This window comes from Rhizobium sp. P40RR-XXII (assembly GCF_012641405.1).
In the GTDB taxonomy this organism is placed as follows: Bacteria; Pseudomonadota; Alphaproteobacteria; order Rhizobiales; family Rhizobiaceae; genus Rhizobium.
The window spans coordinates 1-17323 of record NZ_JABAII010000036.1 but is presented as its reverse complement, the minus strand read 5'-3'; the positions used below and the strand labels follow the sequence as shown (position 1 = coordinate 17323).

The window sequence follows — 17323 nt, the reverse complement described above, 5'->3', positions numbered from 1 at the left end:
CCGGCAGGTCACGCCAGGGCGAGCCGGTCCGCACAATCCAAAGCACTGCTTCCACGAACATGCGGTTGTCGCGGCCAGACGAGCCGCGCGTGCGCTCGTCACCAATGATGTGATGCGCTATCCGCGCCCACTGTTCGTCCCGAAGGATCAGACGATCCAAAACACCCATGACTGCCTCCAAAAGACAGTCTTGAATCTGATTTGCTCAGCCTTGGAAACCCAAGAGTCCACACCTCCTAGAGCAATTCCAGGAAAAGTGCATAGCGTTTTTCCGTCCGGAATTGCGTAGAAACAAAGGGATAGAGCGTTTTCGCGATTCGAAGAAAAGCGGAAACGCTCTAGAATTCCGGGTTACCTGCCGGTGGCGGTTTCCGGTGGTGCCTTCTGCATGCGGGGAGCCAGTGCCGCATCGACGATCTTCACGCTCGATTCAGCCAGACCGTTGTGGCCTTCCATATCGACGACGAGATGCCAGTGGCCGGATTCCGGAATGGTCAGCCGGATCGGGGATTTCTTGGCGACGCCGCCGATAAACTGGTGCTTGAGGGTTTCCGTGAAGCGCTCGAAATTCGAGCCGTTCATCAGCCTGACATTGGCGATGGCCGAAAGCGTGATTTCGATCACCGTTCCGGCGCGCTGTTCTCTGAGATCGTAGTGGCTGTAGCGGAAGGCAGGCTTCGACATTGTCTTCTGTTCTTTGGATATCTGGCCGAAAACTTACCTGAGGGCGGTTAAGGAAGCGTTCGGCGGTATGCTGTCGAAGCCTGCTAGAGCAATTCCAGGAAAAGTGCGTAGCGGTTTTCCGTCCGGAATTGCGGGAAAACAAAGGGATCGAGCGGTTCAGAGAACCGCTCTAGGGGCAAGTTTAGTGCACATTGGCTGCGAAGCCATCCAGGTCGAGGATGGCGCCTTCGGGCGCAAGGCAGACGTCGGCCGGGTTATGATTGCATTCTTCAGCAGCGAAGTGCAGGGCGGCCGCCTCGTTGCGGAACAGGCCGCCGACGAGACCCTGCTGGTCCTGGACGATCCAGCTGCCGCGGCGGTCGCGGCCAATGATGAAGCGTGCCGGAGCTGGCGAGATCGGGCTATGGGCCGAGCGGCGCTGAATATGCTGTGCGTTTGCCATTTCTATGTTTCCTCTTGGATCTCTTTGGCTTCACTCAATGTCCGGTCAGATGCAGCACCATTTGCAGGGCGGCGGCGATCAGGAGGACAAGGCCAAGCCGTGGAGCGACGGAACGAAGTCCATTCAGCAATGCGTCCGAAGAGATGGGCCACTCGCTTCTTGCGAGGGCCGCTGTGCGAGGGCGTTGGAGAGCGTCGGCGGATAGGCCGACATGCGTCTGGCGTGACATCGTAGTTCCTTTCCAGTGTCACCGGCACCGTCTGGCCGATGAAAGCCGTTTCCGGTGCTACGCCGTTGAATCTATGGGGGAGTTGCTAGGATTTCCATTTGCCTGAAACGGCAAAAATATAAAAATGTCATAGGGATGGAGCGATTTCACAATCCCAGGCGATAGGCATGGTGCGAGGCAAAACGGCCGCTGCCGTCGAGCTGAAACGGTGTGATTGCCGCTTGGATGGCAGCCGCCGTCTCATGGGTGACGCCGACCAAGGGCAGGCGCACATCCGCCTCGATATCGCTGACGAGTGACAAGGCGTGCTTGACCGTAGTCGGCTCGCTTTCGCGGGCCAGCGCGCTGAACAATGGCTGCAGGCGCCCGTCGATGGATTTGGCTGCGCTGACGTTGCCGCAAGCCACGGAATGCTGCATGGACCGAAAGAGACGCGGAACGATATTGGCCGCACTGGAAAAGCAGCCATGACCACCTGCGGCGATGAAGCCGAGCGCGCTGGCATCGTTCGACGCAAAGAGACCGAACCGCTCCGGCAGCAAAGGGCGCCAGACATCGATCCGCGAGACGCCACCGCTGCCATCGGCGATCCCGATAATCCCTGGAATCTCCGCCAGCCGCGCGACCGTCGTCGGCGCGAGATCGATCGCGGTATGCGACGGCTGATTGTGAACGATGATGGGCAACTCGGTCTGCGCGGCGAGTTGCTCGAAATGGTGGATGACCCCCTTTTGCGTCGGCTTGGAATAATAGGGGACTGTCACCAAGGCCGCATCGGCGCCAAGTTGCTGCGCCTGTATCGTTTCCTTTATGGTCGTCGCCGTATCGTTGGTTCCCGTTGCAGCAATGACAGGCACCTTGTCTTCGGAAAGTTCGACACAGATTTCGATGGCGCGGATTCGCTCGGCCTCCGTCAGTGTCGGGCCTTCGCCCGTTAGCGAACAGACCAGCAGCCCGTCGATGCCGCTCAGCAGCTGCCATTCCACATGCGCCATCATATCGACGCCATCGAAAACGCCGTCGCGAAAAGGCGTGACGAGGGCGGTGATCGCACCGCCGATGCGTCTTTGAAAAATCGGCCTACTCATGTCGGCTGCGCCTCAGAGATAATGCAGCACGATGAAGAGCTCCAGGCCGCCAAGCAGCAGACCGAAGGCGAACATGGCCTGAAAGGTACGCTTCTCGCGGACCTGACGATTGCCAAGCGAGTGCCGGCGCCGGCCTTTTACGCCCGAGGCCGATGCCGCGACGCGTTGATGTCTCTCATCGCTGTTGTGAACGAGGACGCGGATGGATTCCGTTAGATTGGGTGCGTGCGTGTCGAGCATGGGATCTATCTCCATATTCCACCGCAAGCGTAACGCCGGCCCCCATAGGAAATCCATTCAGGGATAAGTGCGAAGAAGTAAGTGAGATATAAAGAGCCGCCATCCCTGGATTTTGCCCGGCAGCTGAACGATGCACCGCTGCCGGAAGATCGAAAATCTATTTGAGATCGTCGACTGTCGCCTAGCCGACGCTTTGCTGGTTCTTGCGGTCGAGCTGCGTCACCAACGCCAGAATGGTTGCCGAGACCGGCGTCGGCACATTGGCAAGCTTGCCGAGCGAAACGACGACACCGACGAGAGGCGTAATTTCCAGCGCCTTGCCGGCAAGCAGATCCTGCAGCATCGAGGTACGCACAGGGCCGATCTGACGGGAGCGGTCGAGGCGCTCTTCGATCGACATGGCGATATGCGATCCCAAAGCCTCAGCGACAGCCTTCACCTCGCTCATCACCTGGCCGACCATGGTTGCCAGCGCCGGGTCATCCATGATGTCGGACATCAATCCCCTGGTCAGCGCGCTGATCGGGTTGAAGGCGGCATTGCCCATCAGCTTGCTCCAGATATCGTCGCGAATGCGTGTGGAAATGGAAATGTTGACGCCCGCCTTCTGCAGCAGTGCTGCGATGGCCTCTATGTCGGCGGTCGTCTCGCCGGAGGGCTCGCCGAGGATGAAATGGCCATTGTTGGCGAGCTTTATCTCGCCAGGCCCGACGACTTCCGCCCCCTGATAGGCGACGCAGCCAATCACACGCTCCGGCCCGATCAGGCGCCAGAGATCGCCGTTCGGATCGAGCTCCTCCATCTGGTGCTCGGCATGGCCGCTCCGCCGGTCCCGGTGAAAATACCACCAGGGCACGCCGTTGAGGATCATCACGACGCGGGTGCCCGAGTGCAGCAGTTTCGCAATGCCGGGAACGGCGGCCGCAAGCTGATGACCCTTGAGCCCGGTAATGACGAGATCCTGCGTCGGCAGCTCGCCGGCGTCGGCCGTTGCCGTCATTCGCGCCACGAGAGGACTGTCCGCGCCGGCTTCCCAGAGGCGTATGCCGCCGGAACGAATCCCCTCCAGGTGCGCACCCCGCGCAACGACGGAAACCTCCGCGTGGCCTGGTTGCGCGGAGGCAAGTTTTGCGGCGATCGCGCCACCCAGCGCGCCGGCGCCGTAGACACAGATATTCTTGAAGGGAGTGGTCGTCATGGCTTGGTGCTCCGAATGAGATCGCGTGCTCAGAAGAGATATGTCGCGCTTTCGATTTGGCGAAGGGTCTTTCAGGTTTCAGGCAATTGGAATTGAAAATCGCCGAACCTTCCTCCACACTACAAACTTATGGAAATTTCACCATGCTCGTCCGAGCGCGAATGAAATCAATCCGGCAAACGAAACTGCTTCCCGGTTTTTTCTGCCGGCATCGGTCGATGCGGATTTCGTGAACTGGATCATGTTTTCACTGCATACATTTGGCCGCCTTAGACTTTTGGACAGCGATGGTCGCGAAGTCGCCTTTCCCGAAAAGGGCCTGTTGATCCTGAGCTACTTGATGGCAGAGCCACCGGGGGGCGCATCACGCATCGCGATCGCCCGGCTTCTATGGGGCGACGACAATGGCAGCGCGCAGGTCAATCTGCGAAAGCTGGTTTCACGGATAAGGGGCCGCCAGGAAGTGCTCGGCAGGCCGTTCCTTCGTTTCAGCGAAACGATCGTCGAGCTCGAAGCACCTCCAGAAGCCATAGACATGCCGCTCGCGGGCGCGGAACAGGCAGAGCCGAGCGTCGCGAGATTGAAGGGGCTGATGAACACGCTCGAAGCGGAGTTCCTGCTGGACGTCGATTGTCAGAGCGCGGTTTTCTTTCACTGGCGCAAGGCGCAAAGGCGGCGCCATGCCGATATGCTGAAGGAAACGCTGCATGCCGCCGCTGCGCAGGCGAGCGCCGAGGAGGATGTCGCGCTGGTCAAGGAGGCGGCGCTTCTCGTCCTCGGTGCCGATCCGGAGGATAGGGATATTCATCGCGTCCTGCTGCGGATATTCGAAGCCGGGGGAGAGGTCGAGCACTTCAGGCGAATATTCGAGCAGCGTTCAGAGCTGTTGGCGTCATGGTCGTCGCGGTGGCGGGACATTTCGGCTGCTGGGGCCAATGCCGACGCTCTTCACCGCAGGAAGGTGACGGACAAACCGCCGAAGATGCGCATACCCCTAATCCTCCTGCCGCCCCTGGAAAAGCAAGGCTCGGGATATGACGCCTCATCGCTGGTGAGCGATATCACCGTCGGCTTCTGCGCCTTGGACAGTCTCGATATTGCGGATCGCTGCACGGCGGTCCGGATCGGCAGGGTTGGGGAGCGCGCGATTGCAACTTTCGATCGATGGGATCGCTCCTACATTCTTGAGATGCGCGTCAGCGTTCAGGACAACGAACCTTTGCTGTTTTCGCAATTGGTCGATGCTGTCAGCGACGAGGTCGTTTGGGCAGAGCGCATCGGCCTCGGGCAATCCTCTCCCGAACAGCAGAGGCAGAGGATCGCTCGTCACATCGTGCTCTCCCTGGCGGGACAGATCGAACGCCGGGAGATGATGAGGTCTCACTTCGAAAAGGACCTGACAGCCTATCAGCGCTATCTCGCCGGAAAGCGCCACCTTGCTCGCCTCTCGGTGCCAAGCCTGCAGGAGGCACGGCTAGAGTTCAAATCGGTGCTGGAAAGCAGTGGCCATTTCGCCCCTGTCTTGAGTTCTATTTCGCGAACCTACTCCAAGGAATGGGTACTGACATCGGGTAGCGATCCGGCCCTGCTGGACGAGGCGGAGAACTATGCGACGCGGGCCATCGCAGCCCGGCGCGATCTCGCCGACGGCTATCGCGAACTGGGCATGGCGAAGACCTTACAGAGGGCAAATGACGAAAGCATAGAGGCCCTGAAGCTGGCTGAAGCCCTCAATCCGGGCCACGCCGGCATCATTGCCGACCATGCCGAAGCATTGCTTCATTCCTCGCGGCCGGACCTTGCGTTGACGAAGATCGAAAGTGCCATCGCGCTCAATCCGGTCAGTCCCGACACTTATTTCTGGACAGCTTCGGTGGCGAGCTACACGCTCGGCCGCTTCGAGGCCGCACTCGATTATATCCGTCGGATGGCCGATTCGCGCTTGGCGGACAGGATTTCCGCGGCGAGCCTGGCAATGCTGGGAGAGGAGGAAAGGGCGGGCTTCTTCGTCCGGCGGGTTCATGACACCAGCCCGGATTTCGATATCGATCGCTGGATTTCTGTCGTGCCGTTCAAGGAGCAATGGCAACGCGATATCTATCGCGAAGGGCTGCAGCGCGCCGGTTTCTGGAAACCTGTTTCGAATTCGGTTCAGGCGTAACACTGATCCTTCGCGCAACGCTGATTGCCGCGATTGATATGCGTGTTTTCCGATCATCACCGGCTCGGGCTAGTCTTTACCACAATCGCATCCTAACCTCCGCTAGATCGCTCTGGACCAAGGACAACCGGTGCGGTATCGATTTCTCAATTGTCCTTTCTAAGTTGATGAATTCGCCGGGGAAGATCGTTGCGTTTCGAAGCCCTCAACCGTCTCTGGGACAGCGTTCGGGAGACCAGCCATGATTTCCGTGCCTCGACGGACGTTTTTCCCGTCGTCGATATCGAAAAGCTAGGTGCGACCCTCGACCTGAAGGAAAAGGGAGCTGCCGCCGGGCGCCAGAACCGGCCGCCGCTGGATGCACAGTCGCATGACGAGACGGAACAGCGCGTCGTCGCCTGGGTCGAGGCGGAGAAGAAAAGTTCCTACCAGATCCTCGAAGACCAGTTCCAGACCTTCGACAGTCGTCTTCGCAACCTAGATTTCGAAGGGCAGTTCGGGCTGATACGCCAGGCGAATGCCGCCAGCGTCTCGGATTTCAAGGCGGAGGTTGCAAGCGGCGTCGATGAACTTCACGGCCTGCGCCGTAAGCTGAAGACGGCCGAGGATGAGATGGTAGGCTTCAAGGCCAGGCACAAGCTGCAGCGCGCCGCGAAGGTTTCCAGCAAGGCGGCATGGGGCTTCAAAGTCTCGCTGATCGTCTTCCTTGTGCTCATTGAAATGGTGATGAACGGCAGCTTTCTCGCCAAGGGAAGCGAACAGGGCATCGTCGGCGGTGTGACGGAGGCGGCCGCTTTCGCCTTCCTGAACATCGGCACCGCGCTGATGTTCTCCTTCTTCTGCGTCCGCTTCCTGGTGCATCGATCCTTTGCGCTGAAGCTGCTCGGTCTCCTCGGACTTGTCGCCTATGTCGTAGTCGCCTTGGGGATCAACATCGCGTTGGCGCATTATCGCGAGGTTTCGGCAACGATCCTGAGCGGGGCGGGCGCCGAGGTGATGCCGCGCCTGAAGACCGCGCCGCTTGGGCTGCAGGAGCTGAACTCCTGGATGCTCTTTGCCATCGGCCTGATGTTCTCGCTCGTCGCCTTCATCGACGGCTGCTATCTGACCGATCCCTATCCGGGCTTTGCCGGCGTGCAGAAGCGTCTCGATGCGGCGCGAGACAATTACATCGACCGCAAGCTCGATCTGATCGAGGACCTTCGCGGCATCCGCGACGAGCACAACGGCAAGATCGAAGAGATCATCCGCGACCTCTCGCTGCGCCGGCAGGAGACGGCGGCCATCATCGCTCATCGCGCGAGGACGGCCGGCCTTTTTGCCGAACACCAGAACCATCTCGAGCGCGCCGCCAATGTGCTGCTCACCTCCTACCGCGATGCCAACAGGGCCGCACGCACCGAGCCGGAACCATCCTACTTCAACGCTGCCTACAAGATGGAGCGCCTGACGCCTGTCATCCGCAGCGAAGAGGAATGGGACGACAAGGTGCTCGGCTCGCGCATCCAGAGTGCGCAGGCGGAATTGTCGGACCAGATCAAGCAAATTGGCGAGGAATTCGAGCGCGCCATCGAGAAATACCACCAGCTCGACAATCTTTTCCCGGAGAGCATCCTTGGCGCGACGCAAGCGGCGTAGCCGGCGCGGCGGATCCGCCGGTCTCATCATCGCAACGATTTGTCTCGCGATCCTGTCCCTCGGGATCGTCGGTGCCTATGGCTGGCTACGCTACAAGGCGAGCGGCAACGTCGCCGTCGACCAGGCTTCGCTCTGCCCCGTGGATGGCCCGAAGGCGGAAACGGCCATCCTGCTCGATGTCACAGATCCGATCGCCGACACGACGGCGCTTGATCTCCGCAACCAGTTCCAGAAGATCGTGGCGAGCGTGCCGATCGGCGGCGCGATCGATATCTACGCGCTCACGGAGAAGGAAGGCGAACTGATCCAGACCTTCCACGGCTGCAACCCGGGAAGCGGTGCCAACGTCGACGAATGGACCAGCAATCCGCGCTTGGCGCAGGCACGATGGGAAAAAGGGTTCCAGAAGCCGCTCGCCGATATCGCCGGCAAGCTGACCGCGGGCGAGTCCGGCAAGCTGTCGCCGATCATGGCGGCCATTCAGAAGATCAACCTGGAAGTCTTCGCCAACGCTCCGGCAGGCCTGCCGAAGCGCCTCTACATCGCCTCCGACATGATCGAGCACACCGCCGCCTTCTCGAACTACCGGGACGGCGTCTCCTATCAGAAATACCAGCACAGCCCGGCAAATGACCAGTTTCGCACGTCATTGGCTGGGGTCACGGTCAAGATCCTTGCCTTTCAAAGGCCGAACATGAAGTTCAGCATGGAGGACCTTGCGAACTTCTGGGCGCAATGGATCAAGAACAGCAACGGTGATTTCGGCGGCTTCGTGCGGTTGGAGGGGATACGCTGATGGCCGGTACCGAGACGCGATATCTCATCCGCGACTATGGGCCGATGGTGCTTTTCGCGTCCATTACCATCGGCGGCATGATCTTCATCTGGTCGTCGAAGCTCATGGGCTGGTCGCTGCCTGTCGTGACAGGCATACCGCTCGTGCTGATGGCGATCTACTTCATTGTGTCGCTGGCAGTCGCAGGGTTCCGGCTGCATAACGAGCAGGCGGGCGACAATCTCTACTACATGGGATTTCTCTTCACCCTGTCGAGCCTGGGCGTATCGCTCTATCTCTTTGCCGGCGAAACATCGATCGAGACCATCGTCCGCAATTTCGGCATCGCCGTCACATCGACCATTGCCGGCGTAACGCTGCGCATTCTCTTCAACCAGATGCGGCGCGATCCGATCGACATCGAGCGCAGCGTCCGGCACGAGCTTGCCGAGATGACACGGCGCGTGCGGACCGAACTCGACTCCTCATCGCGCGAATTCTCGCACTACCGGCGTGTCAGCAACCAGATGCTGTCGGAGGGATTCGAGGAGATCGCGCGGCAGGCAGAACGCAACGGCGAGGAGATCAACAAGATCCTCGAAATGCTGGCAAAGCAGGCGGTGACCCCCATCAACGAAGCGGCCGCCCAGCTGACGGCGACGACCTCGCAATTGTCCGAGATCATCGGGACCTTCGGTGCCGCCGTCGAGAATGTCGGCAAGAAGCTGGAGCAGATCCGCTCGCCGGAGGATGTCGTGCGCGCCGAGCTGGCGCCGGCGATCGCTGCCATCAAGGAGATGTCCGAGGCGCAGTTGCAGCCGCTGCGCAACATCGAAGTGGCGCTCGGCCGTATGGCGGAAGCGATGGGACAGGCACCGCTGCCGAAACCGAAGACCGATGACGACATCGCTCCTGAGATCGAGGCCGTGCCGCGAAAACGCTGGTGGCATCTATGGTAGCAGGAGGCTCGGATATTCAGCCGAAACTGGAGCACAAAGGCTATAATCGTGGTTTGATCCTTGGCCTGACGATGGCCGAATCCATGCTGCTTCTGGTCTTTTGCCTGCTGCTCGCGGCAGCCGCCATGATTTCCGCCGAAAGAAACCGCCGCTCCGAGGTCGAGCGCAAGCTTGAGAAGGCCGAACAGCAAGTCTCCCTGCTGGAGAAGAAACGCGCGGAGCAGGCGGCCGAGATCGTCTTGCTGCAATCGAAAGTCGTTTCCGGTGATCTTTCCGCCGCCGACAAGGCCGTGGTGGACAAGCAATGGCGGGAGCTAGTGCTGGCGAAGGAGACGCTCGACAGTATGGCAGATCAGGGTGCGTCATCGGCCGATCTGCAATCGCTTGCCAAGGTTGCGGCCGTTCTAAAGGAGCATGGCGTCTCACTGACGGCAGCACCCGATGAGGTCAATAAGCTTCTGGCTGGAAACGGGGGCGGGAAGGGCATGCACGACTGGCCGCCCATCATCAATCTCGACGATGCCAAGAAGAACTATTTTCAATCGGGAAGCGCCGAACTTACCGGCACCTTCGCCCAGCTGCTCAGCACCACGATCACAGACGAAATCGCCAGCAATCTCAGCCTCTACGGCGCCAATATCGTCGAGGTCATAGGCCATACGGACGAGCAGCCGCTGGCGCGCGAAAAATCCAATCTCGACGATACGATCATCAACGCGATGGACGGCAAGCTGCCGGTATCGGCCCTGCTACCGGCCGACAATGCCGGGCTTGGTCTCGCCCGCGCCATTGCCGTCGCCAACGTGCTCAAGGCCAATCCGAAGCTGAAGGGTGCTACGATTCTGCCGATGTCCGCCGCGCAGCTGATCCTGCCCGGCGATACCGTCACATCAGGCCAGCGCGGCGCGGTCGAGGCGCGCCGCCGCATCGAAATCCGCGTGCGCGGCAGGACGGCACCCGTTGCCGTGATCAACGCCGGTGCCGCGCCTTCGTCCAACACGCAATAGCGCCGATCGGCGCAGCTATCAGCTCCGCAGTCCCGGCGCCTCGTATCCCGTGCGCTCCACATATTCCGTGTAGCCGCCGGTATACTGGTGAATGCCTTCCGGCGTCAGCTCCAGCACGCGGTTGGAGAGTGCCGCGAGGAAATGCCGGTCGTGTGAGACGAACAGCATCGTGCCCTCATATTGCGACAGCGCCTCGATGAGCATCTCTTTGGTATCGAGATCGAGATGGTTGGTCGGCTCGTCCAGCACCAGCAGGTTCGGCGGATCGAAAAGCATGATCGCCATGACAAGCCGCGCCTTCTCGCCACCCGACAGCACCCGGCACTTCTTTTCGACGTCGTCGCCGGAAAAGCCGAAGCAGCCGGCCAGTGCGCGGAGCGAACCTTGGCCGGCCTGCGGGAATTCATGTTCCAGCGTCTCGAATATGGTGCGCTCGCCCTCAAGCAGCTCCATGGCGTGCTGGGCGAAATATCCCATCTTGACGCTGGCGCCGAGATTGACGCTGCCTTCATCCGGCTCCGCCGAACCGGCGACCAGCTTCAGAAGCGTGGATTTGCCGGCGCCGTTGATGCCCATGATGCACCAGCGCTCTCGGCGGCGCACCATGAAGTCGAGACCTTCATAGATGCTGCGGCTGCCATAGCCCTTATGAACGTTTTTCAGGACGACGACGTCTTCGCCCGAGCGCGGCGCCGGCTGGAATTCAAAGGCGACCGTCTGGCGGCGCTTCGGCGGCTCGACGCGATCGATTTTTTCCAGCTTCTTCACGCGGCTCTGCACCTGCGAGGCATGCGAGGCGCGCGCCTTGAAACGCTCGATGAACTTGATTTCCTTGGCGAGCATCGCCTGCTGACGCTCGAACTGCGCCTGCTGCTGCTTCTCGTTCTGAGCGCGCTGCTGCTCATAGAACTCGTAGTCGCCGGAATAGCTTGTCAGGTTGCCAGCATCGATTTCGATGATCTTGGTGACGATGCGGTTCATGAACTCGCGGTCGTGCGAGGTCATCAGGAGCGCACCCTCATAGCCCTTGAGGAAGGACTCCAACCAGATCAGGCTTTCGAGATCGAGATGGTTACTCGGCTCGTCGAGAAGCATGACATCGGGGCGCATCAAGAGGATGCGGGCCAGCGCCACGCGCATCTTCCAGCCGCCCGAAAGCGCACCGACATCGCCGTCCATCATCTCCTGGCTGAAGCTCAGGCCCGCCAGCACTTCGCGGGCGCGGCCCTCGAGCGCGTAGCCATCCAGCTCTTCGTAGCGCGCCTGCACCTCGCCATAGCGCTCGATGATCTCATCCATCCTGTCAGCCTGGTCCGGATCGCTCATCGCGGCTTCCAGCTCACGAAGCTCGGCGGCAACCGCGCTGACCGGCCCGGCACCTTCCATCACTTCCGAAACGGCGCTCCGACCCGCCATGTCGCCGACATCCTGGCTGAAATAGCCGATGGTGACGCCCTTATCGACGGAAACCTGCCCTTCGTCGGGCTGCTCCCCGCCGGTGATCATCCGGAAAAGCGTCGTCTTGCCGGCGCCGTTCGGGCCGACCAGTCCAATGCTCTCGCCCCTGTTGAGCGCAGCGGACGCCTCGATGAAGAGGATGCGATGGCTGTTCTGCTTGCTGATATTCTCGATACGAATCATGATTACGCCGGGCCTGAAGAAAGTTTTTCGGGGGCCTTATGCCACGGCTTATCGTCTCTGTCGCAGGTTTTTCGGGCACGCGAGCGTGAACATCTGCGCTCCGGGTCGCGAATGCGCCGGGCCTTTCCTGATTCGGGTTTCTTAGAAGATGCGGTTTGCGCGTCCCAATAATCCTTGCACGTTCGAGAGAATGTTCGTCAAACGAGGATTTTTTCGAGATTGCGACGGATTTTTCTCTGCTCCATCGTTCAAGCAGCGAGCACGCCGGTTAACGACTGATCGGATGAGCACGTTTTCTCCGTATCAATCAAAGCGCAGTAACCATACGATGCCGTTCATTTTCACCTATCTTGGCCGAATCTGGTGCTCGGGCACGCAGCGGAACTCCAGGAATTTAGCCTGCATCATATTATCCGGAACGGCGCTGATCGCCGCCGGCGGATTATCCCAAGCATGGTCCACAAATGCCGTCTCTCAACATGCGAAGCTCCGTAAGCCGGTCAAACAGATCGCGGATCAACGCGCGCTCATCGACACGCCGGACGGGAAGGGAGAGCTGCCCGTCTACGCCAATCATGCGGTCGACACGGCAGCACCCGACGTGACGAAGGTGCTGATCGTGATTCACGGTACGCTGAGAAACGCCGACGCCTATTATGCGACAGGCCGGAAGCTGCTGGCAAAGGTGGGAAATCTTGCGAAAGGGACGATGGTTGTCGCGCCGCAGTTTCTAATAAGGCCGGATGTCAAGGCGTTCTCACTGTCCGCGCAGACGCTGGCCTGGACGCAAAACGGATGGAAAGGCGGAGAAGCCGCGCGCCAGCCCGCGCCGATCAGCTCCTTCTCCGCGCTCGATGCCTTGCTTCGGCATTTCGCGGATCGCCGCTTGTATCCTTCGCTGTCGACCATCGTCGTGATGGGGCATTCGGCGGGCGCGCAATTGGTGCAGCGCTACGCGGTGATGGGGCGCGAGACGGAAAGCCTGGCGAGCGCCGGTATCTCCGTTCGCTATTTCGTCGCCAATCCGTCGAGTTATCTCTATTTCGACAATGAGCGGCCGGCCTTGCTGGCGGATCAATCGACAGCTTCCTGCCCGCGCGCAACGCAGTGGCGATATGGCCTGACTTCCGCGCCGCCATATGTATCCTCGCAGGATCCGAAGGTTCTCGAAGCCCGATATGCCGCGCGAAACGTCGTCTACCTGTTGGGGGAGGCGGACACGAATCCATACACTCATTTCATCGATCGCTCCTGTGCCGCGATGGCGCAGGGGCCATACCGGCTCGCGCGAGGGTTGACCTATTTCGGCTATATGAAAAAGCGGCATCCGTCCGACCTCAATCAGAAGGTCGTCGAGGTACCAAGCGCGGGGCATGACGACGAGGCGATGTTCACATCCGATTGCAGCGTTGCGGTGTTGTTCGATCGACCAATCCCGCAATCCTGCCCGGTCATCGCCGGAACGGCAAAAGAGGACGGAGCGCAGCCGTAGCATTCTTCGAGCGATCATCTCGCTCCTTGTGCGTCAGCCGCGAAATGCCGGTCGCGGGCGCGCGGCTCGCGTTTTCCGGAGGATCGGCCGTTCTATGAACAGGTAGCAAACGATTGCAAAAGCCAGCGAGCCCAATGCGATGAACACGGGCTGTGCGCCATGCGGCACGCCAATGCGCAGCAGCAGCGCCGTCACCATGACGGCCATGAGCACGTGCCAAACGTAAATGGAATAGGAGGCATCCCCCAGGAAGTGCGGGAATGCCAGTTTGGGGACGCCCCGCTCCCGCTCTGCGAAAACAGCGCCCGATAACAATAGCACAGCAGGGATGCCCCAGCGAACCGCCCGGTCGACATGGGGCATCAGGTCACTCGCCAGCAACAGCGCGAATCCGGCGATCATTAGGCTGATGGCGGCGTAAAAAGGCAGGCGAAAATCCTGCTTCCACAAACGTCCGATGATGATTCCCGCCGCAAATTCAAGAATGACCGGCTCCGTGAAAACACTGAGATGGCCGAGAGGCAGCAGGTAATGCGTGATGACGATCGCCACCAGAGCCGCCATCAGGAACCATAACCGCCTGAACTCCGGCAGGAGCAATGAAATGGAGAAGATGAGATAGAAGAACATCTCGTAGGACAAGGTCCATCCCTGCTCGACAACCGGATGCAGCGCGTCGTTCTTCATGGCGGGCAGGAAAAACAGCGAGCCGATCAAATTCTCGGCGCTCGCGTTCGTATTGTAGAAGAACTGCGGTTTCAACACGGCCAGGACGAATGTCGCCGCGGTCGCAATCCAGTAAAGCGGCACTATTCTGATGAGCCGGCGCCACATGAATTCTTGCGGACCGATCGGCTTTCCCTGGGTCGTGACCCACATGATAAAGCCGCTGATGACGAAGAATATATCGACACCCGCCGCTCCGATCTGGAATCTAAGGCCGTATGCCTCGCTGATATGGAAGCAAAGCACGGAGATTGCGGCGATGGCGCGCAGATATTGAATGCCTGTAATGTCGCTGCGGATTTTCAAGACGGTGCCTCACGCGACTGGAATGCCATCGCCAAGGCCTTGCGGGCCGGTTTGGCGATAGGGAAATGAGTCGAATGGCCCGACACTCACGCAGAACGACTTGGAGAGGGTACGGCGGACCGAATATTGCTGGCAGCAACAATTCCAATGAAAATGGATGATTTCCCGCCGATTTCGTGACCAAAATCGGGCATTTCGGCTTGGCGCACCTGTTGCGGTAAATTCGGAGGCTTCACGTGCTTGTCCATCGGCTGACGATTCCGCCAGTCTCTGTAAGCCCCCCCTCGCTTGCGCGGCCCTCCCGTAGAAGGTTTGTTCTTTTATTTGTTCCTGCGTGTAGTTTCAGGCGGCTAGACCGCCTGAAACGCCATGTTTACTCGTCTCCGAGCAGCGGAGTGCCACCATCGCCGATGACATCGGCTCAATTGAATGACTTAATCGACGCAAGCGCCTGCGCCCGTCCTGTACCAATCCGGACACCATCTGCAATTTGTTCTCTGATCACCGCGATATCTTTAGGGATCGCGAAGCCACGTTTCGTTACCGATTCAAAATGAGTGTCGATCTTGTCGAGGAGAATTCGTCCCTGCTCGTGGTCCACGCGAGCAACCTCGCGCGCGAGAAAGCAGATGGCTCGGAACGCAAGGTCGATGTTTTTTGCCTGTCGAGCTTTCTCAATGGCATCCATGTAATGCTTGATGCCGGCGTCAAACTTCCGCTCTCGAAAGTCGATCAAGCCGGAGGTGGCTGTTACGACTATATCGTCGTCATCGTCACCGAGAGACGCAAAGGCGCGCCCGATCAGGTGCCGTGCATCGTCGAAACGTTCTTGGAGCGCTCTTACCGCCGCCAGGTTGCTCAAGAGTGTCTTGTTCCTGGGATTGGCGAGCAGGCCATGCGCCCCGACCGTAGCGGCTTCTTCTAGGGCTTCCATCGAAACGCAACCGATAAAGGTCGGCAAAATCGCTGGACGTACACTGAAGGGCTCGATCTTTCGCCAGTCTGCACAATGCTCGATAACATCTTTCCAATTTGATTCCTCATAGGTTGTGTATGCTGACGCCTCCTCGGAGAGCGAGATGTCGACGTGAAGATCCGCCTGCTTGAAGTCAGCCTTGTGGCGGGCCACCCAGCCGATCTGAGCGATGGCATTTTCGGTAGGGCTCATTGCCCCTTGGCGCAGCATTCGTATTGCTTGTTTTCGAGAACCCGCCTCGTACTCCATGCTCCCCATTTGAACGGCAAGTTCGGAGAGATCGCGAGGCGAGAACTTGGCCTCACCAAGAAGTGACTTCGCTTTTCGCCATCCTGACGCTGCTGTGCCGGAGGCCGCTTGCACTGCGAAAAGGGCAGATCGGAGCCACGGGTCGGATAGCGTGGCGCTGGAAGCCTTGAGAAAATGCTCTGCCTCATCGGGAGCGCCGATGTGCATGAAAAAGCGCGCCGCCGCCCTGAGAACGTAACGATCATCTGGCCGAAGAATGAGTGCACGGCGAAGAAGCGACCAAGCCGAGGGGCTCTGTCCGACGTTCACATAAAGCAATGCCGACTCCGCAAGACGAAGGGCATCGCGTGGGTTCAGTTCCAGGAGGCGCTTACGCCTGGCAATCTCGACGCGGATTTGCGCTTCCTCGACGGGAAGGTTGGTGTCGCCGTCGGCAGTAATGTTCCGTGCTAGAACCCTGCGAACGAATTGCAGCCTGGCATCAAGCTCGCTTGCTCGGTCGATGAGCGCAAGGCCTGCGCGCTCTGCCTGCGGATCTACAATAACACAGTACGTGGGCTGGACGGCAGCGGAACGGAGGTCGCCTGTGGAGATCTCTTAGATGAGTGAATTCAAGCATCCCACTGGGCGTGTCTCCTGAGCTTTTCCAAATGCTCCTCGCAAACCTTCTTGATGACACCAAGCAGCGCGGCCGTGCGCTCACCAAGCCATGTAAGCGCTTCCTCGCTGATCTCGAAATACTTGGAATAGCGCGCCTTCACATAGGCCTCGTTCAGCGTGTTGAACCAAGCTCGCTCCCTCTGCTGATCGCGCGGAAATGCGTCCGACAGGCGCCGATCCTGGTCTTCGGCCAGCGAGCGTAGAAACTTGATGTTGTGAGAGGGCGGGCCGTAGTTTGTCAGGGTCAGCAGAACGCATGAATAAGCCTGTTCCAGCGATTGATGGAGGCTGAAAGCCGCCCAGTTGCTCCAGACGTCGCCTGGCCGTTTTGACTTGCTGAGATAGAAGTACGAGCCTTCTAAGCTGGCTTCGGCCTCGGCGAGCCGCTGCTCGCAATGTTCCCGCGCTACCCGCAACCGATCAGCTGGCGTCAGTGGCACAGGTTCCGCCAACGGTTCATCGTCGAGCTCGTAGAGAACAATGCCTTCCTTGCGGATGTCGGAGAAAAAATACTGTCCCTCCTTCAGGTAGGTGTTCACCTCGCGCCTTGAATGCACGATGAAGCTGACCGGGGTCTCGATCAGCGGGTCGCGGATCAGGCGGTCGGAGGCCTTGTACCAGTACTCGGCGAACTTGCAGAGCTTGCGGTTGTTGACGATTATCAGCAGATCGAAGTCGGAACGGTAGCCCTTCATGGTGAAGGGCTCGTCCACCCAGCCGCCCTTGGGTAGAATAGGCGACTAGCGCCGTGCTGCCTCACGGCAGTCGGTTTCTAGTCGCCTTTCACCGAACCGGACGTGCATCTTTCGTTATGCATCCAGCTCTCCAGAAGACGTGGCAAAGTCAGGCAAG

At 59.5% G+C, this 17323-nt stretch carries 16 protein-coding genes and 1 pseudogene; 6 read left to right on the top strand and 11 right to left on the bottom strand.

The window, feature by feature from the left end:
* The 7 genes from HGP16_RS33390 to HGP16_RS33360 form a co-directional block, all read right to left on the bottom strand.
* On the bottom strand, nt 1-169 hold a 169-nt coding region (locus HGP16_RS33390), incomplete at its 3' end, for a transposase (protein WP_168844212.1).
* Between the two features lie 182 nt (nt 170-351).
* On the bottom strand, nt 352-684 hold the full coding sequence (locus HGP16_RS33385; RefSeq protein ID WP_168844211.1) for a DUF1883 domain-containing protein: 333 nt from the start codon (nt 682-684) through the stop codon (nt 352-354).
* Between the two features lie 181 nt (nt 685-865).
* Nucleotides 866-1126 (bottom strand): hypothetical protein, encoded by a 261-nt coding sequence (locus HGP16_RS33380; protein WP_168844210.1) that lies wholly within the window; start codon nt 1124-1126, stop codon nt 866-868.
* A gap of 34 nt (nt 1127-1160) precedes the next feature.
* The gene (locus HGP16_RS33375) at nt 1161-1355 is read right to left on the bottom strand and encodes a hypothetical protein (protein WP_168844209.1); all 195 of its coding nucleotides are present in this window, start codon (nt 1353-1355) and stop codon (nt 1161-1163) included.
* A 146-nt stretch (nt 1356-1501) separates the two neighbouring features.
* A complete protein-coding gene (dapA, locus tag HGP16_RS33370) occupies nt 1502-2443 on the bottom strand; it encodes a 4-hydroxy-tetrahydrodipicolinate synthase (RefSeq protein WP_168844208.1) in 942 nt (313 codons plus the stop codon).
* A 12-nt stretch (nt 2444-2455) separates the two neighbouring features.
* Nucleotides 2456-2683: a hypothetical protein gene (locus HGP16_RS33365; RefSeq protein WP_168844200.1), complete on the bottom strand. Its 228-nt coding sequence runs from the start codon at nt 2681-2683 to the stop codon at nt 2456-2458.
* Nucleotides 2684-2864: 181 nt separating this feature from the next.
* Complete coding sequence (locus HGP16_RS33360) at nt 2865-3881, bottom strand: ketopantoate reductase family protein (RefSeq protein WP_168844207.1); 1017 nt, start codon at nt 3879-3881, stop codon at nt 2865-2867.
* A 241-nt stretch (nt 3882-4122) separates the two neighbouring features.
* On the opposite strand from HGP16_RS33360, the gene HGP16_RS33355 reads away from it, so the two are divergent.
* From HGP16_RS33355 to HGP16_RS33335, 5 genes are all read left to right on the top strand, one after another.
* The gene (locus HGP16_RS33355) at nt 4123-6042 is read left to right on the top strand and encodes a hypothetical protein (protein WP_168844206.1); all 1920 of its coding nucleotides are present in this window, start codon (nt 4123-4125) and stop codon (nt 6040-6042) included.
* Nucleotides 6043-6231: 189 nt separating this feature from the next.
* Nucleotides 6232-7680 carry a hypothetical protein gene (locus HGP16_RS33350; RefSeq protein WP_168844205.1) on the top strand — a complete coding sequence of 483 codons (1449 nt, stop codon included), beginning with the start codon at nt 6232-6234 and terminating at the stop codon, nt 7678-7680.
* Entirely contained in the window at nt 7658-8476 is an 819-nt protein-coding gene (locus tag HGP16_RS33345; RefSeq protein ID WP_168844204.1) for a hypothetical protein, read from the top strand. The genes HGP16_RS33350 and HGP16_RS33345 overlap by 23 nt, the downstream gene beginning before the upstream one ends.
* Nucleotides 8476-9414, top strand: a complete 939-nt coding sequence (locus HGP16_RS33340; protein ID WP_168844203.1) for a hypothetical protein — start codon at nt 8476-8478, stop codon at nt 9412-9414. Before HGP16_RS33345 ends, HGP16_RS33340 begins: the two co-directional genes overlap by 1 nt.
* Complete coding sequence (locus HGP16_RS33335; protein ID WP_168844216.1) at nt 9408-10421, top strand: OmpA family protein; 1014 nt, start codon at nt 9408-9410, stop codon at nt 10419-10421. Before HGP16_RS33340 ends, HGP16_RS33335 begins: the two co-directional genes overlap by 7 nt.
* Before the next feature lie 18 nt (nt 10422-10439).
* Here the strand turns inward: HGP16_RS33335 and HGP16_RS33330 are convergent, their stop codons facing one another.
* Nucleotides 10440-12062: an ABC-F family ATP-binding cassette domain-containing protein gene (locus HGP16_RS33330; RefSeq protein ID WP_168844202.1), complete on the bottom strand. Its 1623-nt coding sequence runs from the start codon at nt 12060-12062 to the stop codon at nt 10440-10442.
* A 328-nt stretch (nt 12063-12390) separates the two neighbouring features.
* On the opposite strand from HGP16_RS33330, the gene HGP16_RS33325 reads away from it, so the two are divergent.
* Entirely contained in the window at nt 12391-13554 is a 1164-nt protein-coding gene (locus HGP16_RS33325) for an alpha/beta hydrolase (RefSeq protein WP_246703658.1), read from the top strand.
* Between the two features lie 33 nt (nt 13555-13587).
* Here the strand turns inward: HGP16_RS33325 and HGP16_RS33320 are convergent, their stop codons facing one another.
* The 3 genes and pseudogenes from HGP16_RS33320 to HGP16_RS33310 all read right to left on the bottom strand — a co-directional run.
* Complete coding sequence (locus HGP16_RS33320; RefSeq protein ID WP_246703659.1) at nt 13588-14586, bottom strand: acyltransferase family protein; 999 nt, start codon at nt 14584-14586, stop codon at nt 13588-13590.
* Nucleotides 14587-15007: 421 nt separating this feature from the next.
* A complete protein-coding gene (locus HGP16_RS33315) occupies nt 15008-16129 on the bottom strand; it encodes a tetratricopeptide repeat protein (protein WP_168844201.1) in 1122 nt (373 codons plus the stop codon).
* Nucleotides 16130-16422: 293 nt separating this feature from the next.
* A pseudogene (locus HGP16_RS33310) lies at nt 16423-17196 on the bottom strand (HEPN domain-containing protein); the annotation flags it as partial.
* Between the last annotated feature and the right edge of the window lie 127 nt (nt 17197-17323).

What these genes read in the sequence shown, in the direction of transcription:
- HGP16_RS33385 (WP_168844211.1), bottom strand. Translation starts at nt 684, where the DNA reads ATGTCGAAGCCTGCCTTCCGCTACAGCCACTACGATCTCAGAGAACAG.
- HGP16_RS33380 (WP_168844210.1), bottom strand. Translation starts at nt 1,126, where the DNA reads ATGGCAAACGCACAGCATATTCAGCGCCGCTCGGCCCATAGCCCGATC.
- HGP16_RS33375 (WP_168844209.1), bottom strand. Translation starts at nt 1,355, where the DNA reads ATGTCACGCCAGACGCATGTCGGCCTATCCGCCGACGCTCTCCAACGC.
- dapA (WP_168844208.1), bottom strand. Translation starts at nt 2,443, where the DNA reads ATGAGTAGGCCGATTTTTCAAAGACGCATCGGCGGTGCGATCACCGCC.
- HGP16_RS33365 (WP_168844200.1), bottom strand. Translation starts at nt 2,683, where the DNA reads ATGCTCGACACGCACGCACCCAATCTAACGGAATCCATCCGCGTCCTC.
- HGP16_RS33360 (WP_168844207.1), bottom strand. Translation starts at nt 3,881, where the DNA reads ATGACGACCACTCCCTTCAAGAATATCTGTGTCTACGGCGCCGGCGCG.
- HGP16_RS33355 (WP_168844206.1), top strand. Translation starts at nt 4,123, where the DNA reads ATGTTTTCACTGCATACATTTGGCCGCCTTAGACTTTTGGACAGCGAT.
- HGP16_RS33340 (WP_168844203.1), top strand. Translation starts at nt 8,476, where the DNA reads ATGGCCGGTACCGAGACGCGATATCTCATCCGCGACTATGGGCCGATG.
- HGP16_RS33335 (WP_168844216.1), top strand. Translation starts at nt 9,408, where the DNA reads ATGGTAGCAGGAGGCTCGGATATTCAGCCGAAACTGGAGCACAAAGGC.
- HGP16_RS33330 (WP_168844202.1), bottom strand. Translation starts at nt 12,062, where the DNA reads ATGATTCGTATCGAGAATATCAGCAAGCAGAACAGCCATCGCATCCTC.
- HGP16_RS33325 (WP_246703658.1), top strand. Translation starts at nt 12,391, where the DNA reads ATGCCGTTCATTTTCACCTATCTTGGCCGAATCTGGTGCTCGGGCACG.